At 63.1% G+C, this 19,218-nt stretch carries 19 protein-coding genes; 10 read left to right on the plus strand and 9 right to left on the minus strand.

Annotated features, from left to right (window positions below):
- Positions 1 to 159: 159 nt before the first annotated feature.
- The gene (locus NKI46_RS23290; RefSeq protein WP_013528835.1) at positions 160 to 366 is read left to right on the plus strand and encodes a tautomerase family protein; all 207 of its coding nucleotides are present in this window, start codon (positions 160 to 162) and stop codon (positions 364 to 366) included.
- An 84-nt stretch (positions 367 to 450) separates the two neighbouring features.
- Here NKI46_RS23290 and NKI46_RS23295 read toward each other — a convergent pair whose 3' ends face one another.
- The 8 genes from NKI46_RS23295 to NKI46_RS23330 all read right to left on the minus strand — a co-directional run bounded on the left by NKI46_RS23295 (position 451) and on the right by NKI46_RS23330 (position 7,571).
- Entirely contained in the window at positions 451 to 999 is a 549-nt protein-coding gene (locus tag NKI46_RS23295; protein ID WP_352748093.1) for an NADPH-dependent FMN reductase, read from the minus strand.
- A gap of 48 nt (positions 1,000 to 1,047) precedes the next feature.
- Positions 1,048 to 1,668: a pyridoxamine 5'-phosphate oxidase family protein gene (locus NKI46_RS23300; RefSeq protein ID WP_352748095.1), complete on the minus strand. Its 621-nt coding sequence runs from the start codon at positions 1,666 to 1,668 to the stop codon at positions 1,048 to 1,050.
- A gap of 67 nt (positions 1,669 to 1,735) precedes the next feature.
- Complete coding sequence (locus NKI46_RS23305; RefSeq protein WP_023687683.1) at positions 1,736 to 2,407, minus strand: septation protein A; 672 nt, start codon at positions 2,405 to 2,407, stop codon at positions 1,736 to 1,738.
- Between the two features lie 62 nt (positions 2,408 to 2,469).
- Positions 2,470 to 4,455, minus strand: a complete 1,986-nt coding sequence (gene ftsY, locus NKI46_RS23310; protein WP_352748098.1) for a signal recognition particle-docking protein FtsY — start codon at positions 4,453 to 4,455, stop codon at positions 2,470 to 2,472.
- 12 nt (positions 4,456 to 4,467) lie between these two features.
- Positions 4,468 to 5,787 (minus strand): tRNA (N(6)-L-threonylcarbamoyladenosine(37)-C(2))-methylthiotransferase MtaB, encoded by a 1,320-nt coding sequence (gene mtaB / locus NKI46_RS23315; RefSeq protein ID WP_352460332.1) that lies wholly within the window; start codon positions 5,785 to 5,787, stop codon positions 4,468 to 4,470.
- The gene (gene dapF, locus NKI46_RS23320) at positions 5,787 to 6,671 is read right to left on the minus strand and encodes a diaminopimelate epimerase (protein WP_352460331.1); all 885 of its coding nucleotides are present in this window, start codon (positions 6,669 to 6,671) and stop codon (positions 5,787 to 5,789) included. Before dapF ends, mtaB begins: the two co-directional genes overlap by 1 nt.
- Before the next feature lie 73 nt (positions 6,672 to 6,744).
- Positions 6,745 to 6,906 carry a DUF1328 family protein gene (locus tag NKI46_RS23325; RefSeq protein WP_023671746.1) on the minus strand — a complete coding sequence of 54 codons (162 nt, stop codon included), beginning with the start codon at positions 6,904 to 6,906 and terminating at the stop codon, positions 6,745 to 6,747.
- Positions 6,907 to 7,004: 98 nt separating this feature from the next.
- Positions 7,005 to 7,571 (minus strand): hypothetical protein, encoded by a 567-nt coding sequence (locus NKI46_RS23330; RefSeq protein WP_352460330.1) that lies wholly within the window; start codon positions 7,569 to 7,571, stop codon positions 7,005 to 7,007.
- A gap of 433 nt (positions 7,572 to 8,004) precedes the next feature.
- Here NKI46_RS23330 and NKI46_RS23335 point away from each other — a divergent pair, with 433 nt between their 5' ends.
- On the plus strand, positions 8,005 to 8,544 hold the full coding sequence (locus NKI46_RS23335; protein ID WP_023687689.1) for a protease inhibitor Inh/omp19 family protein: 540 nt from the start codon (positions 8,005 to 8,007) through the stop codon (positions 8,542 to 8,544).
- A gap of 184 nt (positions 8,545 to 8,728) precedes the next feature.
- Positions 8,729 to 9,913: a cell division protein ZapE gene (gene zapE / locus NKI46_RS23340; RefSeq protein ID WP_352748102.1), complete on the plus strand. Its 1,185-nt coding sequence runs from the start codon at positions 8,729 to 8,731 to the stop codon at positions 9,911 to 9,913.
- Between the two features lie 207 nt (positions 9,914 to 10,120).
- Here the strand turns inward: zapE and NKI46_RS23345 are convergent, their stop codons facing one another.
- The gene (locus NKI46_RS23345) at positions 10,121 to 10,483 is read right to left on the minus strand and encodes a GNAT family N-acetyltransferase (RefSeq protein WP_352460328.1); all 363 of its coding nucleotides are present in this window, start codon (positions 10,481 to 10,483) and stop codon (positions 10,121 to 10,123) included.
- 297 nt (positions 10,484 to 10,780) lie between these two features.
- Between NKI46_RS23345 and mdh the strand changes: the two genes are divergently transcribed.
- The 7 genes from mdh to odhB all read left to right on the plus strand — a co-directional run bounded on the left by mdh (position 10,781) and on the right by odhB (position 19,209).
- Positions 10,781 to 11,749, plus strand: coding sequence for a malate dehydrogenase (gene mdh, locus NKI46_RS23350; RefSeq protein WP_023726040.1), 969 nt, complete (start codon positions 10,781 to 10,783; stop codon positions 11,747 to 11,749).
- Positions 11,750 to 11,768: 19 nt separating this feature from the next.
- On the plus strand, positions 11,769 to 12,962 hold the full coding sequence (sucC, locus tag NKI46_RS23355; protein WP_023687692.1) for an ADP-forming succinate--CoA ligase subunit beta: 1,194 nt from the start codon (positions 11,769 to 11,771) through the stop codon (positions 12,960 to 12,962).
- A gap of 6 nt (positions 12,963 to 12,968) precedes the next feature.
- On the plus strand, positions 12,969 to 13,340 hold the full coding sequence (locus NKI46_RS23360) for a cupin domain-containing protein (RefSeq protein ID WP_352460326.1): 372 nt from the start codon (positions 12,969 to 12,971) through the stop codon (positions 13,338 to 13,340).
- A gap of 3 nt (positions 13,341 to 13,343) precedes the next feature.
- A complete protein-coding gene (locus NKI46_RS23365; RefSeq protein ID WP_352460325.1) occupies positions 13,344 to 13,835 on the plus strand; it encodes a DUF1579 family protein in 492 nt (163 codons plus the stop codon).
- A gap of 12 nt (positions 13,836 to 13,847) precedes the next feature.
- Positions 13,848 to 14,753, plus strand: coding sequence for a succinate--CoA ligase subunit alpha (gene sucD / locus NKI46_RS23370; protein WP_352460324.1), 906 nt, complete (start codon positions 13,848 to 13,850; stop codon positions 14,751 to 14,753).
- A gap of 128 nt (positions 14,754 to 14,881) precedes the next feature.
- The gene (locus tag NKI46_RS23375) at positions 14,882 to 17,869 is read left to right on the plus strand and encodes a 2-oxoglutarate dehydrogenase E1 component (RefSeq protein ID WP_023736764.1); all 2,988 of its coding nucleotides are present in this window, start codon (positions 14,882 to 14,884) and stop codon (positions 17,867 to 17,869) included.
- A gap of 47 nt (positions 17,870 to 17,916) precedes the next feature.
- Complete coding sequence (gene odhB / locus NKI46_RS23380) at positions 17,917 to 19,209, plus strand: 2-oxoglutarate dehydrogenase complex dihydrolipoyllysine-residue succinyltransferase (RefSeq protein WP_352460323.1); 1,293 nt, start codon at positions 17,917 to 17,919, stop codon at positions 19,207 to 19,209.
- Positions 19,210 to 19,218: the final 9 nt, after the last annotated feature.

Consider the following 19,218-nt stretch of genomic DNA (forward strand, 5'->3'; position numbering starts at 1 on the left):
TGGAAACGCTTCTCTGGCGGCCCTTGATGGCATTTCTGCGCATGTCCGCGGCGCCTGTTGCGCGGCGGCCGCCGGAACCGCCGCCAAGCGGTTCGCCGGAGCGGATTTCGAAGCCGCCCAGCGGCGGCGGTATCAGACACAATTCAAGGGGAGGACGTCATGCCATTCGTCAACATCCGCATCGTCAAGGAAGTGATCGCCGCTGATCCCGCTGGCAAGAAGGCCGACATCGCCAAAAAGGTCACGGCGGCCATCATGGACGCCACCGGGCTTAGCAATGACGACGTCTGGGTGGTGTTCGAAGAGGTCAATGCGCGTGACTGGTATGTCGGCAAGACTGATGTCGAGACGTTGCGGAAGGGGTAGCACAGCGGCACGTTGGGGTGCGGCCGCACCCTTTCGTTCGTCATCCTAGGGTCTGCGCCGCGTCGCTTCGCTCCTTGCTCCGCCCTAGGATGACGAGGCAACGTTTGCGCGTATAAAACTCGCGAAAACCTGCACCGCTTCGCGCATGGCCCGCAGGTTCTCGTCCTCTACCAGGATCGCTTCCATCTCCGGCGGTTTCTTGCCGAGCAAGGCGATCTCCAGCACTGCGTCCTCACAAAGCGCGAACGACATGGTGCGCATGATCTCGGCCAGCGCGGCGCGGGCATAGAGCGAGCGCGCGGAGGCGTGGGCCAGCATGGCGGGCTTGCTGACTGCGGCGTCGCGTGAGACCAGCCAGTCGAGCGCGTTTTTCATGCCGCCCGGCACGCCATGGGCATATTCGGGGCAGGAGACGATGATGCCGTCGGCGCCGGTGACGGCCTCGATCAGCCGCGTGGCCTCGGCCGGTGTGCGCTCGCCTTCGTCATCCGGGTTGAAGATCGGCAGCAGGCCGAGCCCGTCATAGACAGTTACGCGGCAATCCGAAGGCGCGTTCGCGGACAGCGCCGCCAGCAGCGCCGAATTGGTCGAGGCGGCGCGCAGGCTGCCGGAGATGGCGAGGAGTTCGATCACGGGGAACCAAGACTAGGGAAACCGGCAATGGCGAATCGTACCCGAAATCTACCACAGGGTCTTGCTGTAGGCCTCGTCCAGTGAGCGGTCGAAATCGTCGGCAGTTTCGGTATGCGCCATCTGATCGGACAGCATCTGACCCAGCGTCGGCAATGTCGCGCGGTTGTGCCAGCTGTCCGGCTTCCACAAGTCGGAGCGCATGAAGGCCTTGGCGCAGTGCATGTAGGCGGCCTTGACGCTCACCACGACGACGCTTTGCGGTTGCTTGCCGTCGACGGCGAGGCGCTCGCGCAAACCGGCATCGACGGTTATGCGGGCGTCGCCATTGATGCGCAGCGTCTCGTTCATGCCGGGGATGAGGAAAAGCAGGCCGACCGAAGGGTTGAGCAGGATGTTTTCCAGCGTGTCCAGCCGGTTGTTGCCGGGCCGGTCGGGAATGGCGATGGTCGTGTCGTCTAGGACAAGGGCGAAGCCCGGCCTGTCGCCTTTCGGCGTCACGTCGGAATTTCCGGCGCCGTCGGAAGAACCAATCAGCACGAAGGGGCTCTTGCCGATGAAGGAGCGGCAGTGGCCGTCGAGCGCCCTGAGCTCCTTGCGCATCGATGCGTCGGTCGGCCGCGGCGTTTTGTAGATCGCCCTCAGTTCATCGCGCGTGGTGACGAATTCCATGGCCGTCTCCGTTTATTCGGACGCAATTCCGGACGGAAAACCGCTTCACACTTTTCCTGGAATTGCTCTACTTGCCGGCTTCTTCCACCTTCTCGGCCTTATCCTCGATCGAATGGTGCAGGATCAGCGGCATCTGGCTGAAGGTGAACAACAGGGTGATCGGCATGATGCCCCAGACCTTGAAGGTAACCCAGAAGTCGGTGGAAAAATTCCGCCACACCACTTCATTGGCAAGAGCCAGGAACAGGAAGAACAGGCCCCAGCGGAAAGTCAGCTTGCGCCAGCCTTCGGCATCGAGGCGAAAGGCCGAATCGAAGACATAGCCGAGCAGCGATCGGCCGAAATACAGACCGCCGAGCAGCACGCCGCCGAACAGGGTGTTGACGATGGTCGGCTTCATCTTGATGAACACGTCGTCCTGCAGATAGAGCGTCAGCGCGCCGAAGATGAAGACGACGACGCCCGAGACCATCGGCATGATCGGCAAGGTGCGCAGCAGCAGCCAGGACGCGATCAGCGCGATCGCGGTCGCCGCCATGAACAGGCCGGTAGCGACGAAGATCGGCCCGCCGAATTCGGCCAGGACAGGAAATTTCTGCACCAGCCAGGCGCCGCGTGCATTGGCGAAGAAGAACACCATCAGCGGCCCGAGTTCCAGCACCAGCTTGAGCAGCGGATTGACGCTTTCTTTCTTCTTTCGCGGGTCGGACGGGTCGCGTTCGAGGATGGGAGGGTTCATGACTTCCTTCTGACGCATGATCTTGTCCAAAAAAGCCTGCAGCTCTTCGGGATCATTGCCTGTTACGCTACGCCGGCGATCGCCCTGGCGAATTCGCCGGCCGAGAATGGTTCGAGGTCGTCGACCTGTTCGCCGACGCCGATGAAATAGACCGGCAGTTTGTGCTTTGCCGCGATCGCGACCAGAATACCGCCGCGCGCCGTGCCGTCCAGCTTGGTCATCACCAGGCCATTGACGCCGGCGACATTGCGGAAGATCTCGACCTGATTGAGCGCATTCTGGCCGGTGGTGGCGTCGACCGTCTGCAGCACGGTATGCGGCGCTTCCGGATCGAGCTTGCCCAGCACGCGCACGATCTTTTCCAGCTCCGCCATCAGTTCGGTCTTGTTTTGCAGCCGGCCGGCGGTGTCGATGATCAGTACGTCGGAGCCGGCCTCCTTGGCGCGTTCGAAAGCGTCGTAGGCGAGGCCGGCGGCATCCGCGCCGATCTTCGAGGCGATGACCGGGGACTTCGTCCTCTCGCCCCAGATCTTCAGCTGCTCGATGGCTGCAGCGCGAAAGGTATCGCCGGCGGCCAGCATCACCGACAGGCCACCATCGGTCAGTTTGGCGGCGAGCTTGCCGATGGTCGTGGTCTTGCCGGTGCCGTTGACGCCGACCACCAGAATGACATGCGGCTTGTGCGACAGGTCGAGCTCCAGCGGCATGGCGACATGGGCCAGCACCTTCTCCACCTCGGCCGCCATGATGGTGCGGACATCCGCGTCGGAGACATCCTTGCCATAGCGGCTGGCGGCGAGCGCATCGGTGACGCGCAAGGCTGTTTCCATGCCGAGATCGGCGCGGATCAGCACGTCTTCGAGGTCCTGTAGCGTCTCTTCGTCGAGCTTTCGCTTGGTGAAGACGCCGGCAATGTTGCCGGTGAGTTCTTTCGAGGAGCGGGCAAGCCCGTCGCGCATGCGCTGGAACCAGGAGCGTCGCGGCGCCGGTTCGGGCGCCTTTTGCGGCTCGGCTTTCTGCTCGACCTTTTTGGTGACGGTGACTTTGCCGGGAGCTGGTTTTGACTGTGGCGAAGGTTGCGGGGCCGGCGCGGGCGCTAGCTCGGCAACGATGGTCTTGGCTTCGACCGGCGCGGGTACAGCTTCAACCGACGTGCGCTTTACCTCCCCCTTGATGGGGGAGGTCCCAAGCGAAGCTTGGGGGTGAGGGTGATTTGCGCTGGCGTCGGCGCCATCACCCCACCCCGCCGCTTCGCGTCGACCCTCCCCATCGAGGGGAGGGTGGGGCGCCTCGTCCTTCTCCCCGTGGCTATACGGGGAGAAGGTGCCGGCAGGCGGATGAGGGGCGGCGCTGACCTCTGAGGTAGGCTGTGCGGGAGGCGCGGACGGTTGCGGCACTTCGATCGGGGCGGCCGGTTCTGCTGGAGTATCGGCAGGCGTCGGCACTTCGACGGGAGCCGGCTCCAGCTGCGGTTCCGGACGCGATGGTTCGATCTCCGGCTCGGCCGGCGCCGGCGGCACTTCTTGGGGTTGCGGCTCGGGAGCCGGCTCCGGAACGGCTGGCGGCGCAGGAACTTCTTCCGGTGCAGGCGGCTCGGGTATCTCCGGCTCAGGCTGCGGTTCTTCTACCGGCGCGGGCTCCGGCAACGGTTCCGGCTCGGATGGGACGACCGGTTCCGGCGCGGGCGGGATGGTCGGCGCGGGTTCGGGCTTCGGTTCTTCTGGCGCCGACTGCGGCGCAGGCTTTACCTCCCCCTCGATGGGGGAGGTCCCAAGCGAAGCTTGGGGGTGGGGGTGAGTGGCGCCGGCGTCGGCGCTCTCACCCCTCCCCGCCACTTCGTGGCGACCCTCCCCATCGAGGGGAGGGTGGGGCGTCGGCGGCTCGGGCTCCTCGCGCTTCAAGAACTCCGGAACGACCTGCTCGGCCGCCGGCTTCAGCGCCTCAAGCGCATCCCATTTGATCGGCGGCAGGGGAGCGGTTTCGTCGATGCGCTCCTCGACGACTTCCTTCTTGCCGAACGAAAATATGTTCTTGAAAAAACCGGCCATGCTTCAATCGTCTCAGGCGGCGCAGGCAGTGAGCGGCGCCGCTATTAGGCGCACGCCGTCATGGCCGGTGATGTCTGCCTCGACGATCTCGCCCGGCGCGCCTGTGCCGAGCGCGGCAAGCGTGAACCCTTCGGTGCGGCCGAGGCCGTCGCGCTCGATAAGGATCGTTTGGCGCGTTCCGGGAAGCGACGACAGATGGCGGCGATACGCAGTCTCACCAGCGGCGCGCAGCTGGGCCGCGCGCTGCTTGACCAGTTCGCGGCGGACCTGCGGCATGCGCGCGGCGGGCGTGCCTTCGCGCGGCGAAAACGGGAAGACATGCAGGTGCGTCAGCCCACATTCCTCGACGATCTTTATCGAATTCTGAAACATTTCCTCGGTCTCGGTCGGGAAGCCGGCGATGATGTCGGCGCCGAAGACGATTGCCGGGCGCAATTTGCGCACATCTTCGCAGAAGCGGATCGACTGGTCGCGCAAATGCCTGCGCTTCATGCGCTTCAGGATCATGTCGTCACCTGATTGCAGCGACAGATGCAGATGCGGCATCAGCCTGGGTTCGGTGGCGATGGCGTCGAGCAGATCATCATCCGCCTCGATCGAATCGATGGAGGACAGCCGCAGCCGCTTCACATCAGGCACCTGCTTCAGGATGGTCTTCACCAGCTTTCCCAGCTTCGGCGCGCCCGGCAGGTCGGCGCCGAAAGAGGTCATGTCGACGCCGGTCAGCACGATCTCGGCATAGCCGTTGCCGGCGAGACGCTTGACCTGCTCGACAACCGCGCCCATCGGCACCGAGCGTGAGTTGCCGCGGCCATAGGGGATGATGCAGAAGGTGCAGCGATGGTCGCAGCCGTTCTGCACCTGGACGAAAGCACGTGCCCGGCCCTCAATGGCGTCGACCATGTGGCCGGCGGTCTCGCGCACCGAGAAAATGTCGTTGACGCGCGCCTTCTCGCTGTCGTTGACGCCGAAATCCGGCAGCGCGCGGTAGGAGTTGGCCTTCAGCTTCTCTTCGTTGCCAAGCACGAGGTCGACCTCGTCCATGGCGGCAAAATTCTGCGGTTCGGTTTGCGCGGCGCAGCCGGTGACGATGATGCGCGCCGCCGGATTTTCGCGGCGGGCCTTTCTGATCGACTGCCTGGCCTGGCGCACCGCTTCGGCGGTGACGGCGCAGGTGTTGAAGATGATGGCGCCGCCTTTGAGCACGCCGAGGCCGGCACTTTCGGCCTCGCGCCGCATCACCTCGGATTCATAGGTGTTGAGACGGCAGCCGAAGGTGACGACGTCTATGCCTTGGGAGTTGAGGCCCTTGGTATCGGCAAGTGCAGACATCAGGCCGCGCTTTCGGTGTCGCGGGCCCAGCTGCCGGTCGACGGATCGAAACTGCCGGAAAATTCCCATTCGGCGGCGCCGGTCAGGATGACGTGGTCGTCGTCGCGCCATTCCACATGCAGCGAGCCGCCGCCGGGCGTCATCAGCGTAACGCTGCGGCCGGTGCGCCGGGTGCGGGCAGCGGCGACGACGGAAGCGCAAGCGGCCGAGCCGCAGGCCTTAGTCAGGCCGGCGCCGCGCTCCCAGGTGCGGATGATCATCGTCTCCGGCGACGTTACCTGGGCGATGGTGATGTTGGCGCGCTCGGGGAAGATCGGATGATTTTCGAGCAGCGGGCCGAAACGCTCGAGTTCGTAGGACCAGACATCGTTGTCGACCCAGAAGATGGCGTGCGGGTTGCCCATCGAGAGAGCCGAAGGCGAATGCAGCACCGGCGCGTCGATGGGGCCGATCTGCAACTCGATCATGCGGGTGTCGCGGAATTCCTCGGCCAGCGGAATGTCCTGCCAGCCAAAGCGCGGCGTGCCCATGTCGACCGAGATGGTGCCGTCGGCATGTTCGACGGCGTTGAGGATGCCGGCGCGGGTCTCGAAGGTGAAAGTCTTCTGGCCGGTTTCGGCAGCCAGCGCCTGGACGACACAGCGCATGCCGTTGCCGCAGGCCTGCGCGCCCGAGCCGTCGGAATTCAAGATGTCGATGTAAAAGGCGGTGCCCGGCGTGCGCGAATCGTGGATCGCCATGATCTGGTCGAACCTGGTCGCCGCATCGGCGTTCAGCGCGACAGCCGACGCCGCCGTGACCCTATCGGCACGGCCACGCATGTCGGCGACGATGATTTCGTTGCCGATGCCGTTCATCTTGGCGAAGGGGGCAGTGCCTGCCATGATCTGAGGTAATTCCTGTACGTTTCGCCGCTATATGGCGGAAACGGGCGGGAATTACCAGTGTGGGCTGCGTCTAGGTTACCGCGAAAACGCCGAGTACGATCAGCAGGAAGATGACGAGAACGATGCCGATCAGCAGGCGCGCGCCGGTGGCGGCGGCACCGGCCAGCGCCGGCATGCCGAGCAGGCTGGCGGCGGCAGCAACGATCAGAAGAATGATGATCCATTTGATCATGGACAATGCCTCGCAAATTGACTGGCCTGCAGCCGGCTTAAGAACGCATCTGCGGCGCTCTGGTTCCGTTGCCGCGAGGCTCTTTCCGACTGGGTGCGCTATTCGGCAATCTCGAAGTCGGTCGTGAAAGGCGCCGTCTTTGGCGAGTTCTCGTCGTGCATGAGGAAATCCGCGCGGTATTTGCCGGGGGGAACGCCATCCAGGGAGACGTTTAATTTGAAGAACATCTCTCGGTTATGCGAGCGCGAGGCGAGCTGGACCCGACCAAGCTTTTCGTCGGTTCCCAGCTTCTCGCCCGACTGGGAAAGCACGGTAAGGTCAACGTAAAGCGCGATCTGGTTGTTGCCGAGCCCATCCGAGCCGTAGGCGTAACCAACCGGCTCCATATAAAGCACAATCTCTTCGCCCGGCTTGTAGACATGGTTCGGGCGCTCGGCGTAGGCGCCGAACCCGCTGGCCGACAGGATATGCTTCACATTTTGCACGCCAAGCGGCATCGCTTGCCACAGAGCGTCCTCGGCGCTGCGGAATTTGTCCAGCGCGCCGGCGCCATCACCCGCCTGCAGTGCCTTTTCGGCTTCAGCGGCGCGATCGGTGATTTCACCCGCGAAAGCGGCCGGCGTCGAAATTACCAGCGCGATCAAAACTGCCAAGATTGATTTCATCTGTTCCCCCTATTGCGATAGACCATCGGCTAAAATGGCAGTGCCGTAAACGGCCAAATGCAGACTCCAGCCGCGCTCGATCTCGGGAACGTCCCAAACCTCGCCCGGACGCAAGGCGCGAAACCGCTCACGCGCCAGGCCTTGCGCCTCAAGCGCTTCAGTCAGTTTTGCGCCGGCAGTTGCGCTCGACCGCCGATGCGCCGACCTGCTGCGGGCTCCGGTGCCGCTTTCGCAACCAATGTACCGGTTGGAACCGCGCTAGAGCGAAGACATGCCTTTTGTCCGCCAGCCATTTTGCGACAAATTTACAACAATTCGTGGTGCAAACCCTATTTTAACCATATCGGGTTGAAATTTCGCCACCTTCTCCATCTTGGTGAGGGGTGAGATTGTGCGGACGGCTTCCCCCCAGCCGGATCCGACGGAGGTTTGAATGATTTTTTCGAGAAGCGGGCTGATGGCCGTATCGCTGGCAGCGCTCGTTGCGAGCGGCTGTTCGACCTCGCGTTTTTCATCGATGGATGACCAGCAGCCCGCCCCGCTGCAGCCCGCGCCCGCCGGCACGGTGAGCGGAAGCCAACTGCCGCCCCCGGCAGCGCCGGGCACCACCGACCCATCGCAATTCCCGACCGCGCCGGCAGGCGCGCAGGTCGCCTCGCTGCCGCCGGACGGATCGGCGCCGGCCGGAGCCTCCGACCTTACCGCTGCGAGCGTTGCCGGCGTCTGGAACGCCAGCGTGTCCGGACAGAGCTGCAAGGTGGCGACGCCGCAGACCAAATTCGGCGCCGGCTTCCGCGCCGGGCCGCTGCATTGCCCGCCGCCCATCGACGGCATCAAATCGTGGAACGTCGCCGGCAAGCAGCTGACGCTCTATGACGAGAATGGCGGCACGCTGGCGCGGCTCTATTCCTCGGGCGGTTCGAAATTCGACGGCCAGACTACCAACGGCTTGCCGATATCGCTTACAAGGTAGGCAGGGTATGCTGATATTCAGGTGAGGCCGGCCTGCGAACGGCGGCTTCCTGCGCTTCAGGTGCGTACTTAAGTACGCTCCGCTCCGGTTCTCAGGAGCCACCATTCTCGGCTCGGCCTGACCTGAACCTCAACACACCCTGATCTTTCCTGGAGCAATCCGCTCAAAGTAAGCGACGTGACCGATGCATCTGCGTGACGGCCTCCAGACCCATGCGACCGTCAGGCAGCGCTACGACCATCTGGTCGCAACCGGCGCCATCGAGCGCGATCCTGCGCAGGAGCGCATCGCCGCCGCGCTCGACCGGCTGACCGACGAGATCTCGGTCAAGCGGCTGGCGCACAAGTCGAGCGCGCTCGGCTGGCTGTTTGCCCGCAAGCGCGAGACGCGCGAGGTCGTCAAGGGCCTCTACATTCATGGCGGCGTCGGTCGCGGCAAGACCATGCTGATGGATATGTTCTTCGAGCTGTTGCCGGTCAGGCGCAAGCGCCGCGTTCATTTCAACGACTTCATGGCCGATGTGCAGGACCGCATCCAGAAGCACCGGCAGGCGCGCAAGAACGGCGACGTCAAGGAGGACGACCCGATCCCGCCGGTCGCGCTTCAGCTTGCCGAACAGGCCTGGGTGCTGTGCTTCGATGAGTTTTCGGTCACCGACATTGCCGATGCGATGGTCCTGTCGCGGCTGTTTTCGGCGCTGTTCGCCAATGGCGTGGTTCTGGTCGCCACCTCGAATGTCGCGCCGCAGGACCTTTATCGCGACGGGCTGAACCGCCAGCTCTTCCTGCCCTTCATCAGCATTCTCGAGCGCCACGCCCATGTGCTGACGCTTGATGCCGACAAGGACTACAGGCTGGAAAAGCTCGCCCGCACGTCGGTTTATGTCACCCCGGCGGATGCCGAAGCCGACCGTGTGCTCGACGAGGCCTGGCAGGCGATGACGCGTGGAGCGCTGACGGCCGAGACCTCGCTGACGCTCAAGGGGCGGCAAGTGAGGATACCGGCTGCCGCCGGGGATGCAGCGCGGTTTTCCTTCGCCGACCTCTGCGAAAAGCCGCTCGGCGCGCGCGATTTTCTGGCCATTGCCGGCCGCTTCTCGACCGTCTTCATCGATCACGTGCCGGTGCTGGGCGAAGGCAAGCGCAACGAGGCCAAGCGCTTCATCCTCCTGATAGACACGCTCTACGATCATCACACGCGGCTGGTGGTAAGCGCCGACGCCTCGCCGCCGGAGCTCTATACGGCCAGGCGCGGCGTCGAGGTGTTCGAATTCGAACGCACCGCCTCGCGGCTGATCGAGATGCAAAGCCGCGACTGGCTGGAGGACTGGGCGGAACGGCAGAAGGACAACGCGGAAGCGCAGGTCTGAGGGTTCCAAGAGGTCATTATGTAGTGATCCTTCGCGCCCCCCTCTGTCCTGCCGGACATCTCCCCCACACGGGGGGAGATTGGCGGTTTCGGCGCTCCGCTCATTCCTGCGGCCATTGGAGATTGGCGAAAGGTCGCGTGACGTCCGATCTCCCCCCTCGTGGGGGAGATGCCTGGCAAGGCAGAGGGGGCGCTGTCCCGCCGACGCCTAAAGCTCGTACACATACATCACAAACGACTCCGCCGGCCCATGCACCTCCTTGCGCGATTCATATAGCGCGCGCCCTGGGACATTGTCCGGTTCGGTGCCGACCCAGGCTTCGCCGCATCCCTGCTCGCGGCCGAGCGCGAACATGGCGTCGAGCATCTTTCGCGCGATGCCATGGCGCTGGTAGGCGGGTGAGACGCCGACCTCGACGATGTAGAGTTCGCTGACCTTGTCCAGGTGGCGGTGGATGACGGCAGCACACTGGCCGACGACGACGCCATCGGTCAGTGCCACAATCATCATATGACCTGAGGAGGCGAGGTAGGCGGACAGTCTGTCGGCCCGTACCGGTTCATCGAACACGTCTCGGCGATGCGCTTCACAAGGGCGTCATCGCCTGGATATAGTCTTCTGATTTCCACGTTCATTGTGTAAAATCTCTCAAGTCGGCTTACAAACTTTGACGTTTACGTAAATCCCAATGTTTCTAACCGATTGAAATTGTTCACTCGAAAATAATCGATTGAATATATTTTCCACCAAGGCTACTGGATGCGGCGAAATCTCGCTGAGACCACAGCATTCCGGCCTCTTCCTCGGCGCCGTCAACCAGATCACCAGATTTGGGCGTCGTCACAGACAAAGGGAAAATTTCCTCACATGGCACGCAACAAGATAGCGCTCATCGGCTCCGGCATGATCGGCGGCACGCTCGCTCACATGATCGGCCTCAAGGACCTCGGCGACGTGGTGCTATTCGATATTGCCGAGGGCATCCCGCAAGGCAAGGGGCTCGATATCGCGCAGTCTTCGCCGGTCGATGGTTTTGACTCCCGGCTGACCGGCGTCAATGATTATGCCGGGATCGAGGGCGCCGATGTCTGCATCGTCACTGCCGGCGTGCCGCGCAAGCCGGGTATGAGCCGCGACGATCTGCTCGGCATCAACCTCAAGGTCATGGAACAGGTCGGCGCCGGGCTGAAGAAATATGCACCCAAGGCCTTCGTCATCTGCATCACCAACCCGCTCGACGCCATGGTATGGGCGCTGCAGAAGTTTTCGGGCCTGCCCAAGACCCATGTCGTCGGCATGGCCGGCGTGCTCGACAGCGCGCGCTTCCGCTATTTCCTAGCCGAGGAATTCAAGGTCTCGGTCGAGGACGTTACCGCCTTCGTGCTTGGCGGCCACGGCGATTCCATGGTGCCGATGATCCGCTATTCCACGGTGTCGGGCATTCCGCTGCCCGACCTCATCAAGATGGGTTGGACCTCGAAGGAAAAGCTCGACCAGATCGTGCAGCGTACCCGCGATGGCGGCGCCGAGATCGTCGGCCTCTTGAAGACCGGCTCGGCCTACTATGCGCCGGCGGCTTCCGCAATTTCGATGGCCGAATCCTATCTCAAGGACAAGAAGCGTGTGCTGCCTTGTGCGGCGCATCTCTCGGGTCAGTATGGCGTCAAGGGCACCTATGTCGGCGTTCCCGTGGTCATCGGCGCCGGCGGCGTCGAGCGCATCATCGAGATCGACCTCAACAAGGCCGAGCAGAAGATGTTCGACGCTTCGGTGGCGACGGTGCAGGGCCTGACCGAGGCCTGCGTCAAGATCGCCCCGCATCTCGCCTCGAAATAATCCTCCGGAGACCATCCAGATGAACATCCATGAATATCAAGGCAAGGCGCTGCTGAAGAGCTTTGGCGCGCCGGTGGCCGAAGGCGTGCCGGTGTTCAAGGCAAGCGAAGCGGAAGCCGCGGCACAAGCGCTTCCCGGTCCGCTCTATGTGGTGAAGAGCCAAATCCATGCCGGCGGCCGCGGCAAGGGGAAGTTCAAGGAACTGTCGCCCGACGCAAAGGGCGGCGTGCGGCTGGCTAAGTCGGTTGCCGAAGTCGTTGCCAACGCCAATGAGATGCTCGGCCACACGCTGGTGACCAAGCAGACCGGCCCCGCCGGCAAGCAGGTCAACCGCCTCTATATCGAGGACGGCGCCGACATCGATCGCGAGCTTTATCTGTCGATCCTGGTCGACCGCTCGGTCGGCCGCATCGCTTTCGTCGTCTCGACCGAGGGCGGCATGGACATTGAAGGCGTCGCCCACGACACACCGGAAAAGATCATCACCCGCGCCATCGATCCGCTGGCCGGCGTGACGACCATCGACGTCGACATATTGGTGGAAGCGCTGGGCCTCACCGGCGATGCCGCCAAGGATGCCGGCACGCTGTTCCCGATCCTCTACAAGGCCTTTGTCGAGAAGGACATGAGCCTGCTCGAGGTCAACCCGCTGATAGTGATGAAAAACGGCCGCCTGCGCGTGCTGGACGCCAAGGTGTCGTTCGACAACAACGCGCTGTTTCGCCACCCCGAACTGATGGAATTGCGCGACACCACGGAAGAGGACGAGAAGGAGATCGAGGCGTCGAAATACGACCTCGCCTATGTCGCGCTCGACGGCAATATCGGCTGCATGGTCAATGGCGCCGGCCTCGCGATGGCGACGATGGACATCATCAAGCTCTACGGCGCCGAGCCCGCCAACTTCCTCGATGTCGGCGGCGGTGCGTCCAAGGAAAAAGTGACGGCAGCGTTCAAGATCATCACCAGGGACCCGGCGGTCAAAGGCATTTTGATCAACATCTTCGGCGGCATCATGAAGTGCGACATCATTGCCGAGGGCGTCATTGCCGCGGTCAAGGAAGTCGGCCTGGAAGTGCCGCTGGTGGTGCGCCTCGAAGGCACAAACGCCGAACTCGGCAAGAAGATCATCAACGACAGCGGCCTGAACGTGGTGTCGGCCGATGATCTCGACGACGCAGCCAAGAAGATCGTGGCGGCGGTGAAGGGCTGAAGGCGAATGCCTCCGCGCATGATAAACCTCGTCGAGGCGGCGGACGCGAAGATCACCAAGGTCTTCGATCCGCATATCGCCGGCGACGTCAATGACAGCCAGGCCAAGGTCGCCAAGTTCGGCGAGACCTTCGACTGGCATGCGCATGAGCATGAGGACGAAGCCTTCCTCGTCCTGCGGGGCAAGATCGCCATCGATTTCCGTGACGGTCCGGTCGAACTCGGCGAGGGTGATTTCATCGTCGTGCCTAAGGGCGTCGAGCATCGGCCGCGGTCGCTGACCGCCGAGCCGGTGGTGCTGATGTTCGAGCCGGCAACGACGCTCAACACCGGCAACGCCAAGAGCGACCTCACCGTCTCCGACCTGAAGCGGCTCTGACCCATGAACGCGTTCTCCTCGCTCTCGGCCGATCACCAGCGCCTGCAGGCACTGGTCGGCGCTTGGCGCGGCGAGGAAGAGGTGGCGGAAACGCAGTGGGCCGATGGCGGACCGGCGGCGTCGGAAGTGCTGGCAGAGCCACAGTTCGGCGGCCTGTTCGTGGTGCAGCGCTATCGCCAGCGCCGCGACGGCACGGTCTCGTTCGGCTCGCACAGCGTGTTCGGCTTCGACCAGCCAAACAGGCTCTTCACCATGCACCAGTTCGACTCCATGGGTTTTGTGCCGGCCTCGCCGGCCACAGGAACGTGGAACGGCGATGAGCTGGTTCTGGAGCGGTCGTCGCCGCGTGGCTCAGCACGCGTGACGTATATTTTCGACAATGTCGATGCCTACCGGATGCGACTGCATTTCAAACCTGCCGGCATCGACAGCTGGCAAGACATGGTGAGCGGCGTCTACCGGCGCGTTTCGCCTTCCTCGATCAACGGTTTTTAGAAAAGGGCTCCGATGTCCATTCTCATCGACAAGAACACCAAGGTGCTGGTTCAGGGCCTGACCGGCAAGACCGGCACGTTCCACACCGAGCAGGCCTTGGCCTATCACGGCACCAAGATGGTCGGCGGCATCCATCCCAAGAAGGGTGGCGAGACCTGGACCAGCGCCAAGGGCGAAAACCTGCCGATCTTCGCTTCCGTTGCCGAGGGCAAGGAAAAGACCGGCGCCAATGCCTCGGTGGTCTATGTGCCGCCGGCGGGCGCCGCCGAAGCCATCCTCGAAGCCATCGAAGCCGAGATCCCGCTGATCGTCTGCATCACCGAAGGCATTCCGGTGATGGACATGGTCAGGGTCAAGGCGCGGCTCGACCGCTCGACCTCGCGGCTGATCGGCCCGAACTGCCCCGGCGTGCTCACCCCCGACGAATGCAAGATCGGTATCATGCCCGGCAACATCTTCCGCAAGGGCTCGGTCGGCGTTGTTTCGCGCTCGGGAACGCTTACCTACGAGGCAGTGTTCCAGACCACCAATGTCGGCCTCGGCCAGACCACCGCCGTCGGTATCGGCGGCGACCCCGTCAAAGGCACCGAGTTCATCGACATGCTCGAAATGTTCCTCGCCGACGACGAGACCAAGTCGATCATCATGATCGGCGAGATCGGCGGTTCGGCCGAGGAAGACGCCGCGCAGTTCCTCAAGGACGAGGCCAAGCGCGGCCGCAGGAAACCGATGGCCGGCTTCATCGCCGGGCGCACCGCGCCGGCCGGTCGCACCATGGGCCATGCGGGCGCGGTCATCTCCGGCGGTAAGGGCGGCGCGGAAGACAAGATCGCGGCGATGGAATCGGCCGATATTAAAGTATCGCCATCGCCGGCGCGTCTGGGCACGACGCTGGTTGAGGCGATCAAGGCTAAGTGAGTAGCGAGTACTGAATAGCGAATAGGGAAAAGAGAGCAACGGCGCGACCCGGGAAAAATCCCTACTCGCTATTCGCTACTCACTATTCGCTTTTGAAAAGGAGACGGAGCCAGGCTCCGCGGACAAAAATGGCAAGACAAGATCAGGCCAACGACCAATTTTCGCTCACCTCTTTCCTGTATGGCGGCAATGCCGACTATATCGACGCGCTGTACGCGTCCTATGAGGATGATCCAGAGTCGGTAAACCCCGAATGGCAGGACTTCTTCGCCGGGCTGAAGGACGACGCCGGCGATGTCCGCAAGAACGCCAAGGGCGCTTCCTGGGCAAAGCCGTCCTGGCCGCTGCAAGCCAATGGCGAACTGGTGTCGGCGCTGGACGGCAATTGGGGCATCGTCGAGAAGCATCTGGAAAAGAAGGTCAAGGACAAGGCGGTCACCAATGGCGTCGTGCTGTCGGATGCCGACGTGCATCAGGCGACGCGCGATTCGGTGCGCGCCATCATGATGATCCGCGCCTTCCGCATGCGGGGCCATCTGCACGCCAATCTCGACCCGCTCGGCATCGCCAAGCCGCTTGAGGACTATAACGAGCTGTCCCCGGAAAATTACGGTTTCACCGCAGCCGACTACGACCGGCCGATCTTCCTCGACAATGTGCTCGGCCTCGAATTCGGCACCATCCGGCAGATGCTGGAGATCCTGACCCGCACCTATTGCTCGACGCTCGGTGTCGAGTTCATGCACATTTCCGACCCCGAGGAAAAGGCCTGGATCCAGGCGCGCATCGAGGGTGCCGACAAGGAGATTTCCTTCACCGCTACAGGAAAAAAAGCGATCCTGCAGAAGCTGGTCGAGGCCGAAGGCTTCGAGCAGTTCATCGATGTCAAGTACAAGGGTACCAAGCGCTTCGGCCTCGATGGCAGCGAAGGCCTGATCCCGGCGCTGGAGCAGATCATCAAGCGCGGCGGCCAGCTCGGCATGAAGGAGATCGTGCTCGGCATGGCGCATCGCGGCCGGCTGAATGTGCTGTCCCAGGTGATGGCCAAACCGCATCGCGCCATCTTCCACGAATTCAAGGGCGGCTCGGCCGCTCCTGACGAGGTCGAGGGCTCGGGCGACGTCAAGTACCATCTCGGCGCCTCGTCGGACCGCGAATTCGACGGCAACAAGGTGCATCTGTCGCTGACCGCCAATCCTTCGCATCTGGAAATCGTCGATCCGGTTGTGATGGGCAAGGCGCGCGCCAAGCAGGACTATCTGTTCGGCCGCAGCCGCGAGGAGATCGTGCCGCTGGAAGAGCGCGCCAAGGTGCTGCCGCTGCTTCTGCATGGCGACGCCGCCTTTGCTGGCCAGGGCGTAATCGCGGAAATTCTCGGCCTGTCGGGCCTGCGCGGCCACCGCGTCGCCGGCACGCTGCATTTCATCATCAACAACCAGATCGGCTTCACCACCAATCCGCGCTTCTCGCGCTCGTCGCCCTATCCGTCCGACGTCGCCAAGATGATCGAGGCGCCGATCTTCCACGTCAATGGCGACGACCCGGAAGCGGTGGTGCACGCCACGAAGGTGGCGATCGAATTCCGCATGAAGTTCCACAAGCCGGTGGTGGTGGACATGTTCTGCTACCGCCGCTTCGGCCACAATGAGGGCGACGAGCCGGCTTTCACCCAGCCGATCATGTACGCCAACATCCGCAACCACAAGACGACGGTGCAGATCTATGGCGAGCGGCTGATCGCCGAGGGCCATATCAGCCAGGCCGAACTCGACAAGATGAAGGCCGACTGGCGCGCCCATCTGGAATCCGAATGGGAAGTCGGCCAGCACTACAAGCCCAACAAGGCCGACTGGCTGGACGGCGCCTGGTCTGGCCTGCGCACCGCGGACAACCAGGACGAACAGCGCCGCGGCAAGACGGCCGTGCCGGTCAAGGTGCTGAAGGACATCGGCAAGAAACTGACCGAGGTGCCGAAGGGTTTCGAGGCGCACAAGACCATCATCCGCTTCCTCGAAAACCGCCGCCAGGCGATCGACTCCGGCGAAGGCATCGACTGGTCGACGGCCGAGGCGCTGGCCTTCGGCGCCATCCTGCTCGACGGCAATCCGATCCGGCTCTCCGGCCAGGATTCCGAACGCGGCACCTTCTCGCAGCGCCATTCCGTGCTCTACGACCAGCGCGACGAGACCCGCTACATCCCGCTCAACAATCTGTCGGCGGCACAGGCCGGCTACGAAGTCATCAACTCGATGCTGTCGGAAGAGGCGGTGCTCGGCTTCGAATATGGCTACAGCCTGGCCGAGCCTAAGGCGCTGACGCTCTGGGAAGCGCAGTTCGGCGACTTCGCCAACGGCGCCCAGGTGGTGTTCGACCAGTTCATCTCGTCGGGCGAGCGCAAGTGGCTCAGAATGTCAGGCCTGGTCTGCCTGCTGCCGCATGGCTATGAAGGCCAGGGTCCAGAGCATTCCTCGGCCCGGCTCGAGCGCTTTCTGCAGCTTTGCGCCGAAGACAATATGCAAGTCGCCAACTGCACCACGCCGGCCAACTACTTCCACATATTGCGCCGGCAGCTGAAGCGCGACTTCCGCAAGCCGCTGATCCTGATGACGCCGAAGTCGCTGCTGCGCCACAAGCGGGCAGTGTCGACGCTGCCGGAAATTTCGGGCGAAAGCTCGTTCCACCGGCTTTTGTGGGACGATGCCCAGCTGCTGCAGAACCAAGCGATCAAGCTCACCAAGGATTCCAAGATCCGCCGCGTCGTGCTGTGCTCGGGCAAAGTCTATTATGACCTCTACGAGGAGCGCGAGAAGCGCGGCATCAACGACATCTACCTGCTGCGCGTCGAACAGCTCTATCCCTTCCCGGCCAAGGCGCTGATCACCGAACTGTCGCGTTTCCGCAATGCGGAGATGGTGTGGTGCCAGGAAGAACCCAAGAACATGGGCGCATGGTCGTTCATCGACCCTTATCTGGAATGGGTGCTGGCGCATATCGACGCCAAGCATCAGCGGGTGCGCTACACCGGCAGGCCGGCGGCGGCATCGCCGGCGACCGGTCTGATGTCGAAGCATTTGGCGCAGCTCGCCGCCCTGCTCGAAGACGCGCTCGGCGAATAGAACAAACCCGGCGAATAGAACAGACAGAGAAGAAACGGACAGGCACAATGGCTACCGAAATCCGCGTTCCCACTCTCGGCGAATCCGTCACCGAGGCGACCATCGGCAAGTGGTTCAAGAAGGTCGGCGATGCCATTGCCGTCGACGAGCCGCTGGTCGAGCTCGAAACCGACAAGGTGACGGTGGAAGTGCCTGCCGCCGCCGCCGGCACGCTGGGCGAGATCACCGCCAAGGAAGGCGAGACCGTCGGCGTCGGTGCGCTGCTCGGTTCGATCTCGGCTGGAGGCGCTGCCGCCGCCCCGGCGTCCAAGCAGGAGACCAAGCCGCAAGCTGTGTCGCAGGCGTCGAGCCCCGACGCGGCACATACGACCAAGCAGGCCGCGGCCGAGACCGCCAAGATTGCCGGCGATGCCGGGCCGGTCGAGCCGCGCGCCATGCCGCCGGCGCCAGCTGCCGCAAAGCTGATCGCCGAGAACAATCTGTCGGTCGACCAGGTTTCTGGCTCGGGCAAGCGCGGCCAGGTGCTGAAAGGCGATGTGCTCGACGCGATTTCCAAGGGCGCGCCGTCGCAGCCGGCCGAAATTCCGAAGGCCGCACCGGCTCCGGTCGCCGTGCGTGCGCCGTCCTCGGGCGACGATGCGTCGCGCGAGGAGCGCGTGCGCATGACCAAGCTGCGCCAGACCATTGCGCGCCGGCTGAAGGAAGCGCAGTTGACCGCCGCCATGCTGACCACCTTCAACGAGGTCGACATGTCGGCGGTGATGGCGCTCAGGACCAAGTACAAGGACATCTTCGAGAAGAAGCATGGCGTGAAGCTCGGCTTCATGGGCTTCTTCACCAAGGCGGTTACGCACGCATTGAAGGAAATCCCCTCGGTCAATGCCGAGATCGACGGCACCGACATCATCTTCAAGAACTATGCCCATATCGGCGTTGCCGTCGGCACCGAAAAGGGTCTCGTCGTGCCAGTGGTGCGCAATGCCGACCAAATGTCGATTGCCGAGATCGAGAAGGATATCGGCCGGCTGGGCATCGCCGCGCGTGACGGCAAGCTCTCCGTCGCCGACATGCAAGGCGGCACGTTCACGATCTCCAACGGCGGCGTCTACGGCTCGCTGATGTCGACGCCGATCCTCAATGCGCCGCAGTCCGGGATTTTGGGCATGCACAAGATCCAGGACCGGCCGGTCGTGGTCGGCGGCCAGATCGTGATCCGGCCGATGATGTACTTGGCGCTGAGCTACGATCACCGCATTGTCGACGGCAAGGAAGCTGTGACCTTCCTGGTCCGCGTCAAGGATAGTCTGGAGGATCCCGAACGGCTGGTGCTCGATCTGTGAGTGATCCGG

Source organism: Mesorhizobium sp. M0615 (genome assembly GCF_040320805.1).
Classification (GTDB): Bacteria; Pseudomonadota; Alphaproteobacteria; order Rhizobiales; family Rhizobiaceae; genus Mesorhizobium.